Raw genomic sequence first — 22,357 nt, 5'->3', positions numbered from 1 at the left:
GCCAGGGAGGCCGGTCCATGCGCTCGGATGCGGTGAAACAGGGTTTGGAGAGGGCGGGCCACCGGAGCCTGCTGCGGGCCGCCGGCGTGGCCGAAGCGGACCTGGCCAAGCCGTTCATCGGCATCGCCAATTCGTACACGGACCTGGTGCCCGGCCACGCCCACCTCCACGGCTTCGCGGCCCTCGTGAAGGAGGCGGTGCGGGAGGCGGGAGGCGTGCCCTTCGAATTCAACACCATCGCCGTGGACGACGGCATCGCCATGGGCCACGACGGGATGCGCTTCTCCCTGCCCAGCCGGGAACTCATCGCGGACGCCGTGGAGACCATGGCCCAGGCCCACTGCCTCGACGCGCTCGTGTGCGTCTCCAACTGCGACAAGATCACCCCCGGCATGCTCATGGCCGCCGTGCGCCTCGACCTCCCCACGCTCTTCGTCACCGGCGGGCCCATGCTCAAGGGCACCCGGCCCGACGGCGGCCCCGCGGACCTCATCACCGTCTTCGAGGGGGTGGGCGCCGTGCAGAGCGGCCTCATGACGGAGGAGGAGCTCCGCCGCCTGGAGGCCTCGGCCTGCCCCACCTGCGGCTCCTGCTCCGGCATGTTCACGGCCAACTCCATGAACTGCCTCCTGGAGGCGGTGGGCATGGCCCTTCCCGGCAACGGCACCATCCCCGCCACCGATCCCCGGCGGCTGGACCTGGCGCGCGCCGCGGGCCGGCGGATCCTCGACCTCCTGGCCACGGGCCCCACCCCCCGGCAGCTGGTGACGCAGGCCTCCCTGGACAACGCCTTCGCCCTCGACATGGCCATGGGGGGCTCCACCAACACCATCCTCCACACCCTCGCCGTGGCCTTCGAGGCCGGCCTCGACTACCCCCTGGCGCGCATCAACGCCATCTCCGCCCGGACCCCCTGCATCTGCAAGGTCTCGCCTTCCGTCAGCGACGTCCACATCCAGGACGTGGACGCCGCCGGCGGCGTCCCCGCCATCCTGAAGGAGCTCTCCCGCCGGGAGGGTCTGCTGGACCTCGCGTGCCCGACGGCGGCCGGGGGCACCCTCGGGGACCTCGCCGCCGCCGCCCCGGACCCGGACGGGACCGTCATCCGGCGGCTGGAGGACGCCTTCTCCCCGGACGGGGGCCTCGCCGTGCTCTTCGGGAACCTGGCCCCCGGCGGCGCCGTGGTCAAGAGCGCCGGCGTGGACCCCGGCTGCCACGTGTTCGAGGGGTACGCCCGGGTCTTCGAGGGCCAGGACGCCGCCCTGGCCGCCCTGGGCCGCCGGGAGGTGCGGCCGGGGGACGTGGTGTTCATCCGCTACGAAGGGCCCCGGGGCGGACCGGGTATGCCCGAGATGCTCTCGCCCACCTCCATGATCAAGGGCCAGGGCCTGGGCCGCGCCGTGGCCCTCGTCACCGACGGGCGCTTCTCGGGGGGCACCGCCGGCCTCTGCATCGGCCACGTGAGCCCGGAGGCCGCCCAGGGCGGACCCATCGGCCTGGTGCGGGACGGCGACCCCGTGCGCATCGACATCCCGGCGCGCCGCCTGGACCTGCTGATCCCCGACGGCGAATGGGCGGCGCGCGAAGCGGCCTGGACGCCCCCGGCGCCGCCGCGGCGGAACGGCTGGCTCGGTCGCTACCTCCGGATGGTGACGAGCGCCGACCGGGGCGCCGTCCTGGATCCCGAACGCCGGTGATTGCCCCCGGTTATCGGACCGGTAGGTTTGTGGATAGTCGTGGACGCTCCCGGCCGCGGCCGTGCCTAATGGACCTCCGCGCGCCCAGCGCGGCGAGGAGGAGTCCCCCATGAAGGCCCGGATCGCAGTGCTTCCAGGAGACGGCATCGGCCCCGAAGTGGTCCGCGAGGCCCTCGGGTGCCTGGACCGCATCGCGGACCTGGGCGGCCACACCTTCGTCTGCCAGGCCCTGCCCGTCGGCGGCGCGGCGCTGGACGCCTGCGGGGATCCCCTCCCGGCCTCGACGCTGGAGGCCTGCCTCGCCTCCGACGCGGTGCTCCTGGGCGCGGTCGGGCACCCCCGGTTCGACGCCAACCCCAACCCCCTGAAGCCCGAGACGGGCCTGCTCCGCCTGCGGGCGGGCCTCGGCGTCTACGCGAACCTGCGCCCCGCCTTCGTGCACCCGATGCTCGCCGGCGCCTCGCCCCTGCGGGAGGAGATCGTCCGCGGCACCGACATGATGATCGTCCGGGAACTGGCCGGCGGGCTCTACTTCGCCGAGCCCCGGAGCCTCACGGCCGAGCGTGGCGTGAACACCCTGGCCTACGCCCGGTTCGAGGTCGAGCGCATCGCCCGCGCCGCCTTCGAGGCGGCCCGGGGCCGCCGGCGCCGCGTGACCAGCGTCGACAAGGCCAACGTGCTCGAATCGAGCCAGCTGTGGCGGACGGTGGTGAAGGAGGTGGCCGCGGACTATCCGGACGTGGCCCTGGACCACCTCTACGTGGACGCCTGCGCCATGGCCATCGTCACCCGCCCCGCCTCCTTCGACGTGATCCTCACCGACAACATGTTCGGGGACATCCTCAGCGACGAGGCCTCCGTGCTCACCGGCGGCCTCGGCATGCTCCCCAGCGCCAGCCTCGGGGGCGCGGTGGCCCTCTTCGAGCCGGTGCACGGCTCCGCCCCCGACCTCGCGGGGCAGGACGTGGCCAACCCCTTCGGCGCCATCCTGAGCGCGGCGATGCTGCTCCGGCACGCCCTGGGCCTGGCGGCGGAGGCCGCGGCCCTGGAGGCGGCGGTCTACGACGTCCTCGCCAGCGGCCGGGGCACCCGCGACCTGGCCGTGCCCCGCGCCACCCTCGGCACCGCCGAGGCGGGCGAGGCCGTCCGCGCGGCCCTCGTGCCCCGGCTCCAGGGGATCCCCGCATGAAGACCCTCTACGCCAAGCTCTGGGACAGCCACGTCGTCGAGGACCTGGGCGACGGCAACGCGCTCCTCTACATCGACCGGCACCTGGTGCACGAGGTCACCAGCCCCCAGGCCTTCGAGGGCCTCGACCGGGCCGGAAGGCCCGTTCGGCGGCCCCAGGCGGCCCTGGCCGTGGCCGACCACAACGTCCCCACCCGCGACCGCGCCCTGGGCGCCGCCGGCATCGGGGATGCCACCAGCCGCCTGCAGGTGGAGACGCTCGAGGCCAACGTCGCCCGGTTCGGCGTGCCCTACATCCCCCTGCGGGACCCGCGCCAGGGCATCGTCCACATCGTGGGGCCCGAGCAGGGCTTCACCCTCCCCGGCACCACCGTGGTGTGCGGCGACAGCCACACCAGCACCCACGGGGCCTTCGGTGCCCTGGCCTTCGGCATCGGCACCAGCGAGGTCGAGCACGTCCTCGCCACCCAGACCCTCGCCCAGCGCCGGGCGCGCACCTTCCGCGTGGACGTGCGGGGCGTCCTCCCCCCGGGCGTGGGCGCCAAGGATGTCGCCCTCCGCCTGATCGGGGACATCGGCATGGCCGGGGGCACCGGCCACGCGCTGGAATTCACGGGCGAGGCGGTGCGCGCCATGGGCATGGAGGCGCGCATGACCCTCTGCAACATGGCCATCGAGGCCGGCGCCCGGACGGGTCTCGTGGCCCCGGACGAAACCACGTTCGCGTGGCTCGAGGGCCGGCCCATGGCGCCCCGGGGGCCCCGCTGGGACGACGCGGTGACCCGCTGGCGGGCGCTGCGGTCCGACGCGGGCGCGGCCTTCGACCGGGAGCACCTGCTCGACGTCTCGGACCTGGCCCCCCAGGTCACCTGGGGGACCAACCCGGAGGACGTGGCCGCCATCACCGGGCAGGCCCCCGACCCCGCCGCCCAGCCGGACGCGGCCAGGGCCGAGGCCGTGGCCCGGGCCCTCGCCTACATGGGGATCCGCCCCGGCCAGCCCCTGGCGGACCTGGCGGTGGACGTCGTCTTCATCGGTTCCTGCACCAACGGGCGCCTCGCCGACCTGCGGGAGGCCGCGGCCGTCCTCCGGGGCCGGAAGGCGGCCCCCGGCGTGCGGGTCCTCGTCGTGCCCGGCAGCGGCCTCGTCAAGGCCCAGGCCGAGGCCGAGGGCCTCGACCGCGTCTTCCTGGAGGCCGGCTGCGAATGGCGCGAGCCGGGCTGCTCCATGTGCCTGGCCATGAACGAGGACCGGCTGCGCCCGGGCCAGCGCTGCGCCAGCACCAGCAACCGCAACTTCGAAGGCCGCCAGGGCAGGGGCGGCCGCACCCACCTCGTCTCGCCGGGCATGGCCGCCGCCGCCGCCGTCGCGGGGCGCCTCGCCGACGTGCGCGACTACCTCTGAGGCCGCCATGGAACCCTTCACCGTCCACAACGGCACCGCGGCCGCCCTCGTGCGCGGGAACATCGACACCGACTTCATCATCCCCAAGCAGTTCCTCACGACGATCTTCCGGAGCGGCCTGGGCCGCCACCTCTTCCACGACGAACGCTACCTGGAGGAGGGGGTGGAGAACCCCGCCTTCGTCCTGAACCGCCCCGAGGCCCGCGGCGCCACGGTCCTCCTGGCCGGGCCCAACTTCGGGTGCGGATCCAGCCGGGAGCACGCCCCCTGGGCCCTCCTGGACTACGGGTTCCGCGTCGTGATCGCGCCCGGCTTCGCCGACATCTTCCGCACCAACAGCTTCAAGAACGGCCTGCTGCCGGCCGTGGCGCCGCCGGAGACGATCGCCGCCATCCAGGCCGCCGGAGGCCCGGTGACCGTGGACCTGGCGAACCTGGAGATCCGGGCCGGGGGAGGCGCCTGGCCCTTCACCTGCGAAGCCTGGGGCCGGGCGGCCCTCCTGGAGGGCCTGGACGAGATCGCAGGCACCCTCCGGCGCCTGCCCGCGATCGAGGCCTACGAGGCCGCCCGCGCCGCGGCGGGGTGGATGGTCTGAGGGGGCCGGCGGACCTGCCCGGTCACGCCGGCGGATAGGCCCGGTCGATGATCTCCAGGAAGGCCTTGCCGGCCAGGGAATGGTTCCGGGCCGCGCGATGGACGAGGCGGACGTCGCGGCCGATGGCGAGGCCGCGGACCTTGGGGGACACGAGGGTCCCGGCCTCCAGCTCGGCGCGCATGCTCATGCGGGGGATCAGGGCGATGCCCTCCCCGGCCTTCACGAAGTCCTTGATGGTCTCCAGGCTCGAGAGCTCCATGACGATGCGGAGCGGCACCCGCTCCCGGGCGAAGAGATCGACCAGGTGCATGCGGGCCGGGGTCTGGGCCAGGTGGGCGATGAAGCTCTCCTTCCCCAGATCCTCCAGGTCGACGGCGGCCCGGGCGGCCAGGGGGTGGCCCGGGAAGAGGGCCAGGGCCAGCTCGTCCCGGAAGAGGACCCGGGATTCCAGGTCCTTGTGGGGCGGCGCGTAGGAGAGGAACCCGAAATCGAAGTCCTGGTCCACGAGGAGCACGGGGATGGAGGACGAGGTGCTCTGGACGACCTCGAGCTTGATGGCCTGGTACGCGTGGCGGAAGGCCCGCAGGAGCGGGGGCAGCACGTAGTGGCAGACGCTCTCGCTGGCGGCGATGCGGATCACGCCGCGCTTGAAGTGGCGCAGGTTCTCCAGGGTGTGGAGCGCGTCCTGGCGCAGCTGGACCATGCGGGTGGCGTGGTCCAGGAGGGCGGCGCCGGCGGCGGTGAGGGTCACCTTGCGGCTGGAGCGGTTGAGGAGGGGCAGGCCCACCTCGTCCTCCAGCCTTTTGATGGCCTGGCTCACCGCCGGCTGGGACCGGTTGAGACGCTCCGCGGCCCGGGAAAAGCTCCCCTCCTGGGCGAGGCTGATCAGCACTTCCAGTTCTGGGAAATCCATCCGGTCGCCGCCTCCAGTATTTATCGATTATACCTTCGCCGGATCCGGGGCGAGCAGGTCCACGGGCTCGAGGAAGGGCATGGCGCGCCGGAGCTCGCGGCCCACCTGCTCGATGGCGGACGCCCGACCTTCTGCACGCTGGGCTTCGAACCAGGTCCGGCCCTCCCGGTTCTCCTGGATCCAGGCCGCCGCGTACGTGCCGTCCTGGATCTCGCGCAGGATGCGCTTCATGGCCTCCCGGGAGGCGGCGTTGATGACCTGGGGGCCGCCGGTGTAGTCGCCGTACTCGGCGGTGTCGCTGATGGAATGCCGCATGTAGGTGAGGCCGCCGCGGTACATCAGGTCGACGATCAGCTTGAGTTCATGGAAGCACTCGAAGTAGGCGATCTCCGGCTGGTAGCCGGCCTCGACGAGGGTCTGGAACCCGGCCTGGACGAGGGCCGAGACCCCGCCGCAAAGCACGGCCTTCTCGCCGAACAGGTCGGTCTCCGTCTCCTCCGTGAAGGTGGTCTCGAGCACGCCGGCGCGGGTGGCGCCCAGGCCCTTGGCGTAGGCCAGGGCGAAGGCCCGGGCGCGGCCCGAGGCGTCCTGGTGGACCGCGAAGAGGGCCGGGACGCCGCCCCCCGCCGCGAAGACCTCCCGCACGCGGTGGCCGGGGCCCTTGGGGGCGACCATGCTCACGTCCACGCCCTCGGGGGCCTTGATGAGCCCGTAGCGGACGTTGAAGCCGTGGGCGAACATCAGGGTCTTGCCGGGCGCGAGGCCCGGGGCGATGGCCTCGTCGTAGAGCTTCGCCTGGCCCGTGTCGGGGGTGAGGACCATGATGGCCCGGGCCCAGGCGCAGGCCTCGGCCGGCGCCATGACCTGGAAGCCGTCGGCCTCGGCCCGGGCCCGGGAGCGGGAGCCCTCGGGCAGGCCCACGCGCACGTCGGCGCCGCTGTCCCGGAGGTTCTGCGCGTGGGCGTGCCCCTGGGAGCCGTAGCCCAGGATGGCGATGCGCTCGCCGCGGATGAGGGACAGGTCGGCGTCGGATTCGTAGTGGAGCTTTGCCATGGGTTCTCCTTTCAGAACGAGGCGGCGGGATGGAGGGCGGAAGCGGGGTCCCCGCTGGAGCGGACGGCGATGACGCCGGTCCGGCCGAATTCGAGCAGGCCGTAGGGGCGCAGGCTCTCCACGAAGGCCCGGATGCGCTCCGGGGCGTCGCAGCAGGCCAGCACCGCCGACTCGGGGCCCACCTCCAGGATCTCGGCCCGGAAGATGGCCGCGAGCTGGAAGAGCCCGGGCCGGTCGGCGGGGCCTGCCGCGACGCGGATGAGGGCCGTGTCGCGGAGGAGGGGGCCCGCGTCGGTGAAGTCCTCGACGCTGTGGACGTTCACGAGGCGCTCCAGGAACGACTTGGCGGCGCGCGCCGCGCGGTCGTCCAGGTCCGTGACGAGGGTGATCCGGCTCACGTCGGGATCCAGGGTGGGGCTCACCGTGAGGCTGTGGATGTTGAAGCCGCGGCGGCGGAAGATGGAGGCCACGCGGTCCAGGACGCCGGGCTCGTTGTCGGTGAGGGCTACAAGGATCCGCTGCATGGGGCCTCCGTGGGCGGGGGGGTGTGGATGGTCGCCGAGATGCCGGCGCCGGGGGGGACCATCGGGTAGACGCCGGCTTCGGGACTGATGACGAATTCGATGAGGGTGGCCCCGCCGCCGGCGCGGGCCTCCCGGATGGCCTCCCGGGCCTCGTCGAGGGTGCGGGCCGAGGCGGCCTTGAGGCCGTAGGCGCGGGCCAGGAGGCCGAAGTCCGGGGCCAGGAGGTCCACGGAGGCGCGGCGGTCGCCGTAGAAGTGGGTCTGGAACTGGCGGACCATGCCCAGGTAGCTGTTGTTGAGGACCGCCACGTTCAGCTCGAGGCCCTCCTGGGTGAGCGTCATGAGCTCCTGGACGTTCATCTGGGTGCCGCCGTCCCCGGCCACCACCCAGACCTCGGCCTCGGGGCACGCCAGCTTCGCGCCGATGGCGGCGGGCAGGGCGAATCCCATGGTGCCGAGCCCGCCGGAGGTCAGCAGGGTGCGGGGCCGGCCGTGGGGGACCACCTGGGCCTCCCACATCTGGTGCTGGCCGACGTCGGTGACCCAGATCGCGCCGGGGGCCTGGGCGCTCAGCTCGCGCAGCACGGCGGTGGGGCTGAGCCCCTCGCCCTGGGGATCCGGGGGCCAGGCCGGGGCGTCGTGGGCGGCCCTGAGTTCGGCGATGCGGTCCAGCCACGCCCCGGAATCCAGGGCCGGGACCGCGGGCGCGAGCCGCTCCAGGACCTCCCGCAGGTCGCCCAGGAGGGCCACGTCCACCGCCACGTTCTTCCCGACCTCGGTGGGGTCCACCTCCACGTGGATCTTGCGGGCATAGGGAGCGAAGGCCTTGAGGTCGCCGGTGACGCGGTCGTCGAAGCGCATGCCGAAGGCGAGGAGGAGGTCGGCCTCCTGGATGGCCTGGTTCGTCCAGGGGGACCCGTGCATGCCCATGAAACCCACGTAGAGCGGGTGCCCGGGAGGGAAGGCGTCCAGGCCCAGCAGGGTCGCCGCCACCGGGGCCCCGGCCTTCTCGGCGAAGGCCAGGAGGGCCCGGTGGGCGCCGGAGAGGGTGACCCCGTGGCCGGCCAGGATGAGCGGGCGCCGGCTCGCGGAGATGAGGGCCAGGGCCCGGGCCAGGTCGGCCTCGGGCACGGGCGGCGGCAGGTGCCGGGTGTGCCGGCGGGGCTCCGCCCCCTCCCAGTCGAACACCGCCTCCCGGGTCTGGGCGTCCTTCGTGATGTCGACGAGGACGGGGCCGGGACGGCCCGCGTTGGCCAGGGCGAAGGCCTCGCGGAGGGCGGGGGCGATGCCCTCCGGCTCCCGGACGAGGAAGTTGTGCTTGGTGATGGGCAGGGTGACGCCGGTGACGTCCACCTCCTGGAAGGCGTCGGAGCCCAGCAGGGGCGAGGCGACCTGGCCCGTGATCGCCACCAGGGGCACCGAGTCCATCATGGCCGTGGCCAGCCCCGTGACGAGGTTGGTGGCGCCGGGGCCCGAGGTGGCGATGACGACGCCGGTGCGCCCCGAGGCGCGGCTGTAGCCGTCGGCCATGTGGGCCGCGCCCTGCTCGTGGCGGGCCAGGATGTGGCGGATGCCGCTGGCTTCGAGGGCGTCATAGGTGGGGAGGATGGCGCCGCCGGGGTAGCCGAAGACGAGATCGACCCCTTCCCGGGCGAGGCATGCGCAGAGGATATCGGCCCCCTTCATCCTCATGCGGCACCCCCCGCCTGGGCGGCGGCGGGCTCACGCTCCGCGGGGGCCAGGCGGTTCACGCCGCTGAGCACGGCGCGCAGGGACGCGGCCACGATGTCCCGGTCCTCGCCCACGCCGAACCTGGCCGGGCCGTTCCCCGCGCGGATCCGTACGTAGGCGACGGCCTCGGCGTCCTGGCCCGCGTCCAGGGCGTGCTCGCTGTAGTCGCACACGGCCAGGGGCAGGCCGAGCCAGCCAGCGAGGGCGCCCACGAAGGCGTCGATGGGCCCGTTGCCCGTGCCCGCCAGGTCCACCTCCCGGGCCCCGTCGCGGAGCTTGAACTGGAGGGCGGCGCGGCCGCCGGGCTCGTGGCGGGCGTGGAAGTCCAGCAGCTCGATGCGGCCCGGGGCCAGGTACTCCCGCTGGAAGGCCGCGAACACCCCGTCGGGGGAGAGCTCCTCCCCGGTGGCGTCCGTGATGCGCTGGACGGCGCGGCTGAATTCGGCGGCGAGGTCCCGGGGCACCTGGAAGCCGAAGGCCTGCTCCAGCACGAACGCGATGCCCCCCTTCCCGGACTGGCTGTTGATGCGGATGATCGGCTCGTACTGGCGCCCGATGTCGGCGGGATCGATGGGCAGGTAGGGCACCTCCCAGAGGGGGTTGGCCTCCGCCTCGAGGGCGGCGAGGCCCTTCTTGATGGCGTCCTGGTGGCTGCCGCTGAAGGCGGTGAAGACCAGCTCGCCGGCGTAGGGGTGGCGCGCGGGCACGGGCATGCGGGTGCAGTGCTCGTAGGCCTCGATGACCGAGGGCAGGTCTCCCAGCTCCAGGCGGGGGTCGACGCCGTGGGTGTAGAGGTTGAGGGCGAGGGTGACCAGGTCCACGTTCCCGGTGCGTTCCCCGTTCCCGAAAAGGGTCCCCTCGACCCGGTCGGCGCCCGCGAGCATCGCGAGCTCCGCGGCGGCCACCGCGCAGCCCCTGTCGTTGTGGGGATGGACGCTGAGGACCATGCGGTCCCGGTTCCGGAGGCGGCGGCCCATCCACTCGATCTGGTCCGCATAGTGGTTGGGGCCGGCCATCTCGACGGTGGCGGGCAGGTTGATCAGCACCCGCTCCCCGGGGGCGGGGGCCCAGGTCTCGGTCACGGCGTCGCAGACCTCGGCGGCGAAGTCCAGCTCGGTGCCGGTGAAGCTCTCGGGGGAGTATTCCAGGTCCACCCTGCAGCCGCGGAGGAGGGAGGCCGCCTCCTTCACCCAGCGGGTGCCGCGCAGGGCCAGGTCGAGGATGGCCTCCCGGTCCTGCCGGAAGACCACGCGCCGCTGCAGGGCGGAGGTGCTGTTGTAGAGGTGGATGATGGCCCGGCGGGCGCCCCGGAGGGCCCCGGCCGTGGCGGCGATGAGGTCCTCCCGCGCCTGGACGAGGACCTGGATGGTCACGTCGGCGGGGATCCGGTCCTCCTCGATGAGGAGGCGCACGAAGTCGAGGTCGGTCCGGGAGGCGGAGGGGAAGCCCACCTCGATCTCCTTGAAGCCCAGTCCCACCAGGGTGTCGAAGAGCCGGAGCTTGCGCTCGGGGCCCATGGGCTCGACGAGGGCCTGGTTGCCGTCCCGCAGGTCCACGCTGCACCAGCGGGGGGCTTGGGTCAGGGTCCGGCCCGGCCATTGCCTGTCAGGCAGATGGATGGGGGGGACGCCTCGGTATCGACTGGGATTCATCAGGTGCTCCGGAAAGGGGGTCTGGTTCCGGAGCGGCCTGCCTCATCAGCCCCCTCCGGTCAGCGCGGGAGAGGGATGAGAGCCATGAATGATGGATGTGCTCAGTCCTCCCCCGCGCCGCTAATAAGCAGCAGGCCAAGGTGGAGGTTCAGTACGTTGAGCGAGAACATCAGAGGGCCAGTCTGCGATCCAAAGGCTTCCCGGTCAATGTGCCATCCTGGAAATTTATGGCCCTATCATCAAACCTGGGGTTGGCCCGCCGGAAGCCTCAGCCGTTCCAGCTGTACCCTTCCCCGTCCAGGGTGAGGATCCAGGGGTGGTCGGACTCGCGGCCGAGCTTGCTGCGGAGACGCGTCACATACACGTCCACGGTCCGGGGACTGGCGGGCCTGCCGTCGGGTGGCCAAGCCTTCTCCAGGAGCTCCGCCCGGGGCACGGGCCGGTCCGGCGTCCGGATCAGGTGGCTGAGGACCCGGAACTCCTGGGGGGTGAGGTCCAGCACCTGGCCCTCCCGCTCGACCCGCATGGCGGCCCAGTCGATCGTGAATGGCCCATGAACCGAGGTGTCCGGAGGCAGGGCGGGAGACGGGCGGGCGCGGCGCAGGAGGGCCCGGATCCGGGCCTCCAGTTCGTCGACGGAAAAGGGCTTGCCCATGTAGTCGTCGGCCCCTTCCCCGAGGCCCTCCAGCTTGTCGCCCAGTTCGCCGCGGGAGGTGAGGAGGATGATGGGCACGGCGTCGCCCTTGTCCCGGAGGTGCCGCAGCGTGTCCAGGCCATCCGCGCCGGGGAACATGCGGTCGAGGAGGATGAGATCCGCCCGGTGGACGGCATGGAGGGCGAGCCCCACCTCGGGGTGGGACGCCACGGTCACGGTCAGCCCGCGGCCCTCCAGGACTTCCTGCACCATCGCCGCCAGGATCTCGTCATCTTCGATGAGCAGGACCCGGGCCGCCGAAAGGTCATGGCGCACAAAATCATTCATGATCCCAACGATAGCAGACCCTCGCGCGCGCCTCGCGGGGGTTTTGGCCGGCCCCGGGGCTCCGGCCACCCCCTTCCGTTCCCCTTCATGCCAAGTGCGGGCGGCGCCTGGGGTTACCCTCGCGCCGCCCGCACCCGCCGGAGCGGTCCCCTCAGAACTGGGACCAGAGGAGCTGGTTCGTGACCTCGTGGTGGAACTGGATCTCGCAGGCCTTCACGATGGCCCCGAGGGCCTTGGGGCAGCGTTCGGCCTGCATGAGCTTCAGTTCGGCGAACTTGGCGTGCACATCCTCCCCGAGCTGGTCGGCCAGGAGCCGGGAGGCCTTGAACAGGCGGATGGCGTCCTGGATGTTGTCCGGCAGGAAGCGGGTGCGGGGACGCTTGGTCGTGTCCTCGGGCTCGGCGCCGGGGCCCTCCAGGCCGGTGCGGAGGAGGGTGTAGTAGAGGAGGTAGGGGTTGGCGTCGGGGCCCACCGAGCGCACCTCGATGCGGGCGGAGTGCTCGTTGCCGAGGGGGATGCGGATCATGGAGCCCCGGTCGGTGGGGGAGACCTTGATCTGGTTGGGGGCCTCGAAGTGGGGATCCAGGCGGCGGTAGGCGTTCACGCTGGGGTTCAGCACGAGGCAGAGCTCACCGGCGTTGGCGAGGAGGCGCTGCAGGAAATCCCAGGCCCGGGGGGACAGGCCGTCACGGCCGCCCGCCTCGTGGAAGAGGTTCCGGCCGTCCTTGGCCAGGCTGAGGTTGGAGTGCATGCCGTTGCCGTTGACGCCGGCCACGGGCTTGGGGAGGAAGGAGGCGGTCAGGCCCATCTGGGCGGCGACCTGCCGGGCCAGCAGCTTGTACAGCTGCACCTGGTCGGCGGCGATGTTCACTTCCGCATACTTGTAGTTCATCTCGAACTGGGAGGGGGCCACTTCGGGGTGGTCCTTCTCGTTGCAGAACCCGAGGGCGCGCTGGGCCTCCGCGGTGCGGTCGATGAAGTGCCGGAGCTCGTCGGTGGGGAGCGAGTGGTAGTAGCCGCCGGTGGAGATGAACTCGAAGGCGCCGGTCTCGTGGTAGTGGCGCTCCGCGTCCCGGCCCTTGAAGAGGAAGCCCTCGATCTCGTTGGCCGCGTTCATGACCACGCCCTCCCGGGCGTAGAGGGCCTCGGTGGCCTCCCGGAGGCGGGCGCGGAAGTCGGCGCGGTAGGGGGTGCCGTCCTTCTCCAGCACGAAGCCGAAGACGAGCACCTTGCCGGGGCCGAAGACGTCGGAGGGGAGCCAGTAGAAGGCGGGCCAGTCGATTTCGAGGCGGAGGTCGCTCTCGGCCTGGGCCGAGAAGCCCCGGATGGAGGACCCGTCGAAGGTGAGGTTGTCCGAGGACTTCAGGAGGAACTTCTTGTCGTAGTCCAGCATGTGGAGCCGGCCCTCGATGTCCGTGAAGCAGACCGTGACGGCCTTGATCCGCTTTTCCCCGGCCAGGTAGGCCATGCGCTCCTCGCGGACCTTGTCGGCGGGCACCCGGTCGAGGCGCTGCTGGCGCGCCTGGAGGTTCATCTCCTCCAGCGTGTCGTACGGGATTTCCAGAAAGTCCCTGAGAGCATCGGCGGCCATGGCATCTCCTTGAACGGGAAGCCTAATTTTCGGCTTCTGAAACCTAATCATGCACCGTTTTAGTCTAAAAACAATGAAAATTAATTTTTATGACCCCATTCGGGAATCCGCCGGCGCCCCTTTCGCATTCGCTCAAATTCCGCCATTCTGGGAGGATGCCGCATCCGATGGACCCCTACTTCGCCCCGCCCGAAGGCCGCATCTTCAGTTGCTTCCCCGGCGCGGAGGTGCGGAAGGGGCAGCAGGAGATGGCCCAGCTGGTGGCGGACGCCATCCAGGAGGGGCAGGCGCGCTTCGACGCCTGGCGGAACCGGGGCGCGGAGCGGGACGCCCGGCCCGATGCGGTGGTCCAGGCCATCGAGGCCGGCACCGGCACCGGCAAGTCCCTGGGCTACCTGGTGCCCGCCCTCGCCATGGGCCGCCGCCCGGTGGTGGTGGCGACGCGCACCAAGCAGCTCCAGCGGCAGCTCCTGGAGGACGACCTGCCCCGGGCCCGGGGGATCCTGGGCCGGGACGTGAAGGCGGTGCTCGCCAAGGGGCGCGCCAACTACCTGTGCAGGACCGCCTGGGAGGAGCTGGAGGCCCATCCGCCCGCGGAGCTCGCCCGGACCGACCACGCCCTGTGGATGGCCCTGGGCCGCTGGGCCCGGGAGAGCGCCACCGGCGACCGGGAGGAGCTGGGCGCCTACGGCGAGGGCGAATCCGAGCTCTGGGACCGCATCAACGCCCGGGCCGAGCGCTGCACGGGGCGCCAGTGCCCGCGCTACGAGGACTGCCACCTGACGCGCCTGCGCCAGGAGATCCTGGAGGCGGACCTGGTCGTCGCCAACCACGCCCTCCTGCTGGCGGACCGGGTCCTGCGCGAATCGGCCTTCGGCCAGGTCCTGCCCGACGCCCCGGTCCTGATCCTGGACGAGGCCCACGAGGTCGAGGAGCAGCTCACGGAGAGCTGCTCGGAGCAGTGGTCGAACCGGGCCATGACCCTCCTCTTCAAGGACCTCGCGGACGAGGCGGGGAAGGAATCCGACGCGGCCCTGCTGGACGCGCGCCTCAAGCCGTGGGAGGACGCCTGGGGCGCCCTGCTGGAGCGCGTGCCTCTGGAATCCGGCACGTACGGCTTCGAGGACGAGCGCGTGGACATGGGTCCCCTCGCGGACGCCGTCGCGGCCTGGGTCGAGGCGGGGCAGGCGGTCTGGACCGAGGCCAAGCGGCTCGCGGCCCGGCGCGTCGACGGCAAGGCGGAGGACATGGCCTGGCGCAAGCTGGCGGAACGCATCGGCCTGGCTTTCGACCGCATGGAGCGGATCTTCGCCCAGCCCGAGGGGTGGGTCTCCACCCTCACGCGGGAGGGCCCGCGCATGATCCTCTTCAAGGCCAACCCCGTGGACGTGCGCCAGTTCTTCCACCAGCACCTGCGCCGGGGCTTCGAGACCGTGATCCTCACCAGCGCCACGCTCCGCGACGGCCGCGGGTTCAACGGCCTGCGGCTGCGCCTGGGCCTCACGGAGGAGGAGGGCACCCGGAGCCGGCACGTGGAGAGTCCCTTCGACTTCGAGCGCCAGGGCCTCCTCTTCATCCCGCCCGGCATGCCCGCGCGGCGCCCGGGGCGCGACGCCATCGGCGATCCCCAGTGGGTGGAGGCGAGCCTCGACGCCATGGAGCGGCTCATCCGGGCCAGCCGGGGCCGGGCCCTCGTGCTCTTCACCAGCCGCAAGATGCTGGCGGCCTTCCGCCCCCGGCTCGAGTCCGCCCTGCCGGAGGTGACCTTCTTCGTCCAGGGGGAGGGCATGACCCGCTCGGCCATGATGGAGCGCTTCAAGCGGACCCCCCAGGCGGCCCTCCTCGGCCTGGCCAGCTTCTGGCAGGGCGTGGACCTCCCCGGGGACGCCCTCACCCTCGTCATCGTCACCGCGCTGCCCTTCGCGCCCCCCGACGACCCCGTCCTCCAGGCCCGGGTCCGCGAGGCCGACGCGAAGCACCAGGGCCTGGGCTTCATCGGCATCCAGGTGCCCCAGATGACCCTCAAGCTCAAGCAGGGCATCGGCCGCCTCATCCGCACCCGCACCGACCGCGGCGCCGTGTGCATCCTGGACCCCCGCCTGATGCTCCCCCACGAGGACCCCGGCGGAAAGCGCTACGCCGCCCAGGTCCGGGCCGCGCTGCCGCCCTTCCCCCTGAGCCGCGACTGGGAGGAGGTGGAGGGCTTCCTGCGCGCGCTCTGAATCTGGGGTGGTGGGGATGGTGGACCGGGTGGGCCGGGAGGTTCCCGCGTTCCCGCCGCGTCAGAGCAGGTCGAGGGTCGCCGCGATCTCCATGCGCAGGTCGGGGACGCCGGTGCCCTTCTCGGAGCTGACCCAGGCGATGTCGTTGGGCAGGAGGCCCAGCACCTTGGCCACGTCCCGGCGCTGCGCCAGCTGGCGGCTGGGCTTCACCTGGTCGGCCTTGGTGGCGACGATGCGGCAGGGCAGGTCCGCCTCCCGGAGCCAGTCCACCATCTGCAGGTCCAGTCGGGTGGGTCCCACCTCGGCGTCCACGAGGACGTAGACCATGCGGAGGGTGGCCCGCCCCCGCAGGTAGCCCTCGATCATGCCCTGCCAGGCCTCGCGCTCCTTGGCGGGGCCGGTGGCGAAGCCGTAGCCCGGCAGGTCCACGATCCAGCGGTCCGGCCCCGTCAGGAAGACATTGATGAGCCGGGTGCGCCCGGGGGTCTTGGAGGTCTTCGCCAGGCCCCGCTGGTGGCAGAGGGCGTTGAGGAGGGAGCTCTTGCCGACGTTGGAGCGGCCCACGAAGGCCACCTCGGCATGGCAGACGCCCAGCGTCTTCACGCTGGAGGCCGAAACGAGGAAGCGGGCATCCTTGAGGGGCTGGGCCATGGGCGGGTCCTTCGGGCGAATGGGCGCCCCTCCCAGGGTATCAGACGCCAGCCGCCGGCCGGCTACGCCACGCCGGTGGCGCCCTGCCGGATGAGCTCGGGGAAGGTGTTGACGAAACTGGCCCCATAGCCGGGGTTCTCGATGCGCAGCTTGCCGGAGTGTTCGTTGCCCACGATGGTGCGCACCCGCACGTGCTGGCCCAGTTCGGCGTCCTCCATCAGGAACCCTGCGACGCGCACCACCTGGGGCGGACGGGCCGCTTCGCGGCCGAGGCTGGAGATCCGCTCCCCGGGGCGGGTCACGATCCGTTCAACTTCCACCCAGGTACCCTTGGCGACGATGCACATGGGTTTCCCTCCAATGCATTCAACCGTTCAGACCGTCCAGCGGGTGCCGGTTACGGGAAAGCTGGTTTCGCCCTCGATCATGGCACAAATTGACAACCAAACTGTGATTTTTTTGTGCAATGTATACAGGTGTTCCAACTTCATCGAAGGGGCTCTCCGGGGCCCCTTGACCAAGTGTTCAATAGCGATTTGTGGGCTAGCGACCGCCAGCCTCCGAAACCTCGCGCGCCGAGGCTTCCTTTGACGCTATGTAAAAAGGGGAAGGGTCCCCGGATTCTCGGCCGGCGGACCCAGCTGGACGGTGCTCGCCGGGGCCGGGTAGTCGTAGGCCAGGCGCCCGTGGTCCAGGCCGATGAGGCGCTTGCGCATGCGCTGGATGAGGCTGCGGTCGTGGGTCGCCACCAGCACCGTGGTGCCCTGGCCGTTGATGCGCTCGAAGAGGGCCATGATCTCCTGGGCCAGGTCCGGATCCAGGTTGCCGGTGGGCTCGTCGGCCACCAGCACGAGGGGGTCGTTGACGAGGGCCCGCGCGATGGCCACGCGCTGCTGCTCGCCGCCGGAGAGCTGGAGGGGATAGCTGGCCAGCTTGTGCTGGAGGCCCACCATCTTCAGGGCGCGGAAGGTGCGCTGCTTCTGCTCCGCGTGGCTCACGCCCAGGATCTTGAGGACGAAGGCCACGTTCTCGAACACGGTCATCGTCCGGATGAGCTTGAAGTCCTGGAAGACGACCCCCATCTTGCGCCGGAGGGCGGGGATCTCGCCCAGGGGCATGGACGCGAGCCGGTGTCCCGCCACCCGGATCTCCCCCGTGGTCGGCACCTGCTCCCGGAAGAGGAGCTTGAGGAGGGTGGACTTGCCCGCGCCGCTGGGGCCGGTCAGGAAGATGAACTCGCCGGCCTCGATGTGGAAGCTCACATCGGCCAGGGCGGTGTGGATCCGGCCGTACTGCTTGCCGACGTGGGTGAGGGTGATCATCGGCTCAGCATCCCACGACTTCGGTGTACCAGGAACGGGCCCGCTCGGGGGTGATGTCCCCGTGGAACAGGGCCCGGCCATCCCGGAAGACCATGATGGAGATCTCTCCCTCCTTGCCGGCCAGGGAGAGGGGGGTCAGCTTCCACGCGCTCCCGGTCCGGCGCTCCACCCGGGTCCGGATCCCGTCCAGGTCGAGGGCGCCCGGGGGGTTCACCCGGATCTGGACGCCGTCGAGGCCGCAGAGGCGCGAGGCCTTCACCGTCCACCGGGCGTTCAGGAACTCCGTCACCCGGTCCGTGCAGAAGCGGCAGCGGGTCGCGGGAAGGGTGAGGAACTGGCGCTCGTTCCGCCAGAAGTCGAACCGGGCCAGGTCCGGCTGGGGCGCCTCCCCCGTGAGGAGCTTGAGGCCCTCCAGGGCCGCCCAGCTGCCGACGATGCCCACGGCCGGTCCCAGGACGCCGGCGGTGTCGCAGGTGTCCACGTCGCCGCTCTGGGGGGGCTCCTCCATGAGGCAGCGGAGGCAGGGGGTGCGGGGCGGCTGGATGGGCCAGACGAGGCCCTCGCCGCCGATGGCCCCCGCGTAGACCCAGGGGGTCCCGTGGAGGATCGCGTAGTCGTTGATGAGGTACCGGGCCTCGAAGTTGTCGGTGCCGTCCATGATCAGGTCGTAGCCCGCCAGGAGCTCCCGGGCGTTGCCGCTGGTGAGGTCGGTGACGGCCGGGATGACGTCGATCTCCGAATTGGCCTCGCGCAGGCGCGCCGCGGCCACCTCGGCCTTGGGGCGGAACAGGTCCCGCTCCTGGAAGAGGATCTGGCGCTGGAGGTTGGAGGTCTCGACGATGTCGCGGTCGATGAGGGTGATCAGGCCCACCCCGGCCCGCGCCAGCCAGCTGGCGATCACGCTCCCCGTGGCGCCGACGCCCACCACGGCCACCCGCCGCGTGCGGAGCCGGGTATCCGCCTGGGGACCCAGGAAGATGCGCTGCTTGGCATAGCGATCGGACATGACACCATCATAGACAACAAGGGACGGATCCGATCCGTCCCTTGTCGCGGAAAGAAGCCTGGGTCTACTGGCCCTGCTGGGCGGCGGACATGGCCTTCTCGTAGTCGGCCTGGAGGCGCTGGCCGTCGGAGATGGCGAACTTGTAGATGTACTCGAAGCGGTCGGCACCCTTGGTGAGGCCCACGATCACTTCGTAGACGCCCTCGCCGCCCACTTCGAAGGGGGAGGCGATGACGTTGAAGGTGCCTTCCTTGGCGCCCTCGGGGATCTGGACGTCGCTGTCGCGGATGATGTCCTTGCGCTCACCGCCGGGGGAGACGATGGAGAAGCTGAACTTGAACTGGCCGTCCATGCGGGAGAAGCGGGTGTAGAAGCACACCTTGGGGAGGACGAAGGGCACCTGGGGCACGACGATGTGGTGGTCGTAAAGGCCCATGAGGCTGGTCTTGCCGCCAACTTCCTGGCGGATGTCGTCGCAGAGCAGGGTGAATTCGTGCTTGGGCGCCTTGATCTGAACTTCTTGCATGAGGTCTCCTGGGTGAACCTTCAGTCTACCGCTTCAGTGTCGCCGGACCAAGCAAAGTGCTCAAGGCCAAGGGGCCGGGTTAATCTGGAGAAGTCCAAAGGAAGATCCCATGCTGTCCCGCTGCTTCTGCGTCCTTCTGTGCGTCCTCGGCCTCCAGGCCCAGGAGGCCCGGATCCGCATCCTGGGCACCTCCGACCTGAAGGCCCAGGTCCTGCCCCAGGACCCCTTCACCCTGGCCCCCGTCCCCGGCGGCTGGGCCCGGCTGGGCACCCTCGTCCGGCTGCTTAAGGCGGAGGTTCCGGACAGCCTGCTGGTGGATTGCGGCGACGGCACGGGAGGCTCCCCCATGGCCTACGTGTGGTCGCGCCTGCACCCGGACCGCCCCGAGCCGGTCACCGCCGTCCTCAACGGCCTGGGGGCCACCGCCATGACGGTGGGCCACCTGGAGCTCATGGGCGGCTTCAAGCAGATCCGGGCCATGGAAGAGCAGGCCAAGTTCCCTTGGCTGGCCGCCAACGTGCGCTTCGCCGCCACCGGCAAGCTGGCCTTCACCCCCTACCAGAAGGTGGAGGTGGCCGGCGTCCAGGTGGCCATCCTCGGCCTGGTGGCGCGCCCGCGTCCGGCCCTGCCCGATCCCCTCGAAGGCCTGGTCGTCGAGGATCCGGTGGCCTGCGCCAAGGAGATGGTCCCGGTCCTCCGCCAGAAGGAGAAGGTGGACGTGGTCATCGTGGCCCTCCACGGCGGCGCGGCGGAGACCTGCGCCGGGGACCCGGAAAGCCCGTCAGCTTGCCTGGCCCAGCAGGTGAAGGGCATCGATCTCATCCTGGCCGGGCACACCGGCGTCCTCACCCAGGCCCACCCCGGCGGAGTGCCCGTCCTCCAGCCCGGGTCCCGCGGGGCCGCCGTGGCCGTCGCCGATCTGACCCTCCGCCGGGCCCGCGGCCGCTGGGAGGTGGGCGCCGTGGCCACCCGCCTGGAGCGCCCCGCCGCGGACCTGGAGCCGGACCCGGGGGTCCTCCAGGCCACCGCGGAGCTGCGCGCCTTCACGGACGCCTACCTGGACACCCTGGCCACCCAGCTGGCCACGGACCTGGACGGGCGGTGGGGCCGCATGGAGGACACCCCCCTGGCCCACCTCCTCCACACCGTGCTGCGCCAGGCCACCGGGGCCCAGGTGACCGCCGTGCCGGCGCCTTCCAAGACCCTGTTCATCCCCAAGGGCCCCACCTCGGTCCGGCAGTTCTACGCGCTGTCGCCCACCGACGATCCGGCCGTGCGCATCCAGGTCACCGGCCGCCAGCTCCGGGCCTACCTGGAGCACGCGGCCAAGTTCTTCAGCTACAGCCACCACCCCGATCTCTTCAACCGGCAGGGCGGCCCCGGCGAGTTCGATACCCTGGAGGGGGTGACCTACGCCCTGGATATCAGCCGCGAACCCGGCGCCCGGGTGGTCACCCTCACCGTCCAGGGGAAGCCGGTCAAGGACGACCAGGTGTTCAGCCTGGGCCTTCCCGCCCGCAGGCTGGCGGGGGCCGGCGGCTATGTGGAAGCCATGGGCTGGAAGGGCCGCCCGGAGGCCGTGACCGCCGAACCCCTGCGCAACCTCCTCCTCGCCCACGTCCTCGCCAAGCCCAGCCTGTCGGTGGGCACCGTGGACACCTGGCGGATCATCCCCGCCCTGGACCGGGAGCGGGTGCTCGCCCAGCAGCCCTAGCCGCCATGCACATCCTGGCCATCTCCCCCGGCGAGGGCTTCGCGCCCGCGCGCTGGGCCCGGGTCGCGGCCTCGGGCGTGGACGCCCTCATGATCCGGGAGCCCGGCCTCGAGGCGGGGGACCTGCTGCGGGCGGCCCGGTGGCTCCGCGCCGGCTGGCCCGACCTGGAGGTATGGGTGAACGGCCGCCTCGACGTGGCCCTCCTCGCGGGGTGCGGCCTCCACGCGCCCGAGGCCTACCCGGAGGTGGACCCCGCCCGGGTGCCCCTGTCCCGGCCGGTGCACGATCCGGCCCAGGTGGCCGCGCGGCGCGGGGCGCGCCAGCTGATCCTCTCCCCCGTCTACCCCGTGCCCGGAAAGAACCCCCCCTGGGGCCCGGCGGGCCTGCGTCGGGTCCTGGACGGGCTGCCGCGGGGGGCCTTCCGCGTCCTGGCCCTGGGGGGCATCGACCCCGCCAACGCGGGGTCCCTGCGCCACCCGCGCCTGGATGGCGTGGCCCTGATCCGCGCCCTCTGGGCGGCCCCGGATCCCGGGGCCGCGGTGCGGGCGCTGCGGGCGAGCTGGGCGGAGCCCCGGTAGGGGCGGCCCCTCAGAGGCCCGCGAACCGGTCGGTGGCGGCGACGAGGGCGCGGCTGTTGGGGGGATCGAAGGCGCTGTGGCCGCTGTCGGGGGTGATGACGAAGTCGGCCTCGGGCCAGGCGCGGTGCAGGGCCCAGGCGCTCTCCATGGGGCAGACGACGTCGTAGCGGCCCTGGACGATGACGGCGGGGAGGTGGCGGATGCGGTCCACGTCCCGCAGGAGCTGGTCCTCGGGATCCAGCCAGCCGTGGTTGGCGAAGTAGTGGCACTCGATCCGGGCGAAGGCGAGGGCGAACTCGTCCTCCCCGAAGTGGCCGGTGAAGTCCGCGTCGGGCAGGAGGCGGCTCGTGCTCCCCTCCCAGGTGCTCCAGGCCTTGGCGGCCGCGAGGCGGACCGCGGCGTCGGGGCTCGTCAGGCGGCGGTGGTAGGCGGCGAGGAAGTCGCCCCGCTCCGCGGGGGGGATGGCGGCCTCGTAGGCCTCCCAGGCGTCGGGGTAGAGCACGCTGGCCCCCCGCTGGTAGAACCAGTCGATCTCCTGGCGGCGCAGGAGGAAGATGCCCCGGAGCACGAGTTCGGTGCAGGCCTCCGGGTGCTTCTCCGCGTAGGCCAGGGCCAGGGTGGAGCCCCAGGACCCCCCGAAGACCTGCCAGCGCGCGATGCCCAGGTGCGTCCGGAGCCGCTCGATGTCCTCCACCAGGTCCCAGGTGGTGTTCGCCTCCAGGCAGGCGTGGGGGGTGCTCTGGCCGCAGCCCCGCTGGTCGAAGTTCACGATGCGGTACTTGTCGGGATGGAAGAACCGCCGCTGCTTGGGGTCGCTGCCGCCGCCCGGCCCCCCGTGCAGGAACACCACGGGCCGCCCCTGGGGGTTGCCGCTCTCCTCGTAGTACAGCTCGTGCACGTCGGAGACCCGGAGCCGCCCCGTGGCGTAGGGCTCGATGGGGGGATACAGCCAGGTCTGGGGATCCTTGGCGGGATGGGCGGGCATGCGTGCTCCTTCGGGGATGGTCCT

20 protein-coding genes are annotated in these 22,357 nt (G+C 71.9%); 7 read left to right on the top strand and 13 right to left on the bottom strand.

Annotation, left to right across the window (positions count from 1 at the left end):
- The first annotated feature begins 17 nt into the window (after positions 1 to 17).
- The 4 genes from ilvD (at position 18) to leuD (ending at position 4,884) form a co-directional block, all read left to right on the top strand.
- Complete coding sequence (gene ilvD / locus R2J75_RS17850; protein ID WP_243328993.1) at positions 18 to 1,697, top strand: dihydroxy-acid dehydratase; 1,680 nt, start codon at positions 18 to 20, stop codon at positions 1,695 to 1,697.
- 109 nt (positions 1,698 to 1,806) lie between these two features.
- On the top strand, positions 1,807 to 2,886 hold the full coding sequence (gene leuB / locus R2J75_RS17845) for a 3-isopropylmalate dehydrogenase (protein WP_243346049.1): 1,080 nt from the start codon (positions 1,807 to 1,809) through the stop codon (positions 2,884 to 2,886).
- Positions 2,883 to 4,289 carry a 3-isopropylmalate dehydratase large subunit gene (gene leuC / locus R2J75_RS17840; protein ID WP_316410723.1) on the top strand — a complete coding sequence of 469 codons (1,407 nt, stop codon included), beginning with the start codon at positions 2,883 to 2,885 and terminating at the stop codon, positions 4,287 to 4,289. Before leuB ends, leuC begins: the two co-directional genes overlap by 4 nt.
- A gap of 7 nt (positions 4,290 to 4,296) precedes the next feature.
- Complete coding sequence (gene leuD, locus R2J75_RS17835) at positions 4,297 to 4,884, top strand: 3-isopropylmalate dehydratase small subunit (RefSeq protein ID WP_316410722.1); 588 nt, start codon at positions 4,297 to 4,299, stop codon at positions 4,882 to 4,884.
- Between the two features lie 22 nt (positions 4,885 to 4,906).
- Here leuD and R2J75_RS17830 read toward each other — a convergent pair whose 3' ends face one another.
- From R2J75_RS17830 to R2J75_RS17800, 7 genes are all read right to left on the bottom strand, one after another.
- Positions 4,907 to 5,797 carry a LysR family transcriptional regulator gene (locus R2J75_RS17830; RefSeq protein WP_243328997.1) on the bottom strand — a complete coding sequence of 297 codons (891 nt, stop codon included), beginning with the start codon at positions 5,795 to 5,797 and terminating at the stop codon, positions 4,907 to 4,909.
- A gap of 27 nt (positions 5,798 to 5,824) precedes the next feature.
- On the bottom strand, positions 5,825 to 6,850 hold the full coding sequence (ilvC, locus tag R2J75_RS17825; RefSeq protein ID WP_316410721.1) for a ketol-acid reductoisomerase: 1,026 nt from the start codon (positions 6,848 to 6,850) through the stop codon (positions 5,825 to 5,827).
- 11 nt (positions 6,851 to 6,861) lie between these two features.
- Positions 6,862 to 7,374: an acetolactate synthase small subunit gene (ilvN, locus tag R2J75_RS17820; RefSeq protein ID WP_243346044.1), complete on the bottom strand. Its 513-nt coding sequence runs from the start codon at positions 7,372 to 7,374 to the stop codon at positions 6,862 to 6,864.
- Complete coding sequence (gene ilvB / locus R2J75_RS17815; protein ID WP_243329000.1) at positions 7,356 to 9,065, bottom strand: biosynthetic-type acetolactate synthase large subunit; 1,710 nt, start codon at positions 9,063 to 9,065, stop codon at positions 7,356 to 7,358. The genes ilvN and ilvB overlap by 19 nt, the downstream gene beginning before the upstream one ends.
- Positions 9,062 to 10,756 (bottom strand): 2-isopropylmalate synthase, encoded by a 1,695-nt coding sequence (gene leuA / locus R2J75_RS17810; protein ID WP_316410720.1) that lies wholly within the window; start codon positions 10,754 to 10,756, stop codon positions 9,062 to 9,064. Before leuA ends, ilvB begins: the two co-directional genes overlap by 4 nt.
- 268 nt (positions 10,757 to 11,024) lie before the next feature.
- Positions 11,025 to 11,726, bottom strand: coding sequence for a response regulator transcription factor (locus R2J75_RS17805; protein WP_243329002.1), 702 nt, complete (start codon positions 11,724 to 11,726; stop codon positions 11,025 to 11,027).
- 163 nt (positions 11,727 to 11,889) lie between these two features.
- Complete coding sequence (locus R2J75_RS17800) at positions 11,890 to 13,329, bottom strand: glutamine synthetase family protein (protein ID WP_243329003.1); 1,440 nt, start codon at positions 13,327 to 13,329, stop codon at positions 11,890 to 11,892.
- Between the two features lie 167 nt (positions 13,330 to 13,496).
- Here R2J75_RS17800 and R2J75_RS17795 point away from each other — a divergent pair, with 167 nt between their 5' ends.
- Positions 13,497 to 15,551, top strand: a complete 2,055-nt coding sequence (locus R2J75_RS17795; RefSeq protein WP_243329004.1) for an ATP-dependent DNA helicase — start codon at positions 13,497 to 13,499, stop codon at positions 15,549 to 15,551.
- Between the two features lie 60 nt (positions 15,552 to 15,611).
- Here the strand turns inward: R2J75_RS17795 and yihA are convergent, their stop codons facing one another.
- The 5 genes from yihA to R2J75_RS17770 form a co-directional block, all read right to left on the bottom strand.
- Positions 15,612 to 16,202, bottom strand: coding sequence for a ribosome biogenesis GTP-binding protein YihA/YsxC (gene yihA / locus R2J75_RS17790; protein ID WP_243329005.1), 591 nt, complete (start codon positions 16,200 to 16,202; stop codon positions 15,612 to 15,614).
- A gap of 62 nt (positions 16,203 to 16,264) precedes the next feature.
- Positions 16,265 to 16,549 (bottom strand): hypothetical protein, encoded by a 285-nt coding sequence (locus tag R2J75_RS17785; protein ID WP_243329006.1) that lies wholly within the window; start codon positions 16,547 to 16,549, stop codon positions 16,265 to 16,267.
- Between the two features lie 246 nt (positions 16,550 to 16,795).
- On the bottom strand, positions 16,796 to 17,524 hold the full coding sequence (gene ftsE, locus R2J75_RS17780) for a cell division ATP-binding protein FtsE (RefSeq protein ID WP_243329007.1): 729 nt from the start codon (positions 17,522 to 17,524) through the stop codon (positions 16,796 to 16,798).
- Positions 17,525 to 17,528: 4 nt separating this feature from the next.
- A complete protein-coding gene (locus R2J75_RS17775; protein ID WP_243329008.1) occupies positions 17,529 to 18,530 on the bottom strand; it encodes a ThiF family adenylyltransferase in 1,002 nt (333 codons plus the stop codon).
- Positions 18,531 to 18,594: 64 nt separating this feature from the next.
- Complete coding sequence (locus R2J75_RS17770) at positions 18,595 to 19,056, bottom strand: DUF6941 family protein (protein WP_243329009.1); 462 nt, start codon at positions 19,054 to 19,056, stop codon at positions 18,595 to 18,597.
- A gap of 109 nt (positions 19,057 to 19,165) precedes the next feature.
- Between R2J75_RS17770 and R2J75_RS17765 the strand changes: the two genes are divergently transcribed.
- Both R2J75_RS17765 and R2J75_RS17760 read left to right on the top strand, forming a co-directional pair.
- Complete coding sequence (locus tag R2J75_RS17765; RefSeq protein ID WP_243346041.1) at positions 19,166 to 20,770, top strand: bifunctional metallophosphatase/5'-nucleotidase; 1,605 nt, start codon at positions 19,166 to 19,168, stop codon at positions 20,768 to 20,770.
- A 5-nt stretch (positions 20,771 to 20,775) separates the two neighbouring features.
- Positions 20,776 to 21,348 (top strand): thiamine phosphate synthase, encoded by a 573-nt coding sequence (locus R2J75_RS17760; protein WP_243346040.1) that lies wholly within the window; start codon positions 20,776 to 20,778, stop codon positions 21,346 to 21,348.
- A gap of 10 nt (positions 21,349 to 21,358) precedes the next feature.
- On the opposite strand, the gene pip is transcribed toward R2J75_RS17760, so the two are convergent.
- A complete protein-coding gene (pip, locus tag R2J75_RS17755; protein ID WP_243329012.1) occupies positions 21,359 to 22,333 on the bottom strand; it encodes a prolyl aminopeptidase in 975 nt (324 codons plus the stop codon).
- Between the last annotated feature and the right edge of the window lie 24 nt (positions 22,334 to 22,357).

The organism is Mesoterricola sediminis (genome assembly GCF_030295425.1).
Taxonomy (GTDB): domain Bacteria; phylum Acidobacteriota; class Holophagae; order Holophagales; family Holophagaceae; genus Mesoterricola; species Mesoterricola sediminis.
Note: the sequence above shows the minus strand (reverse complement) of the source record. Positions and strands in the feature narration are given on the sequence as shown.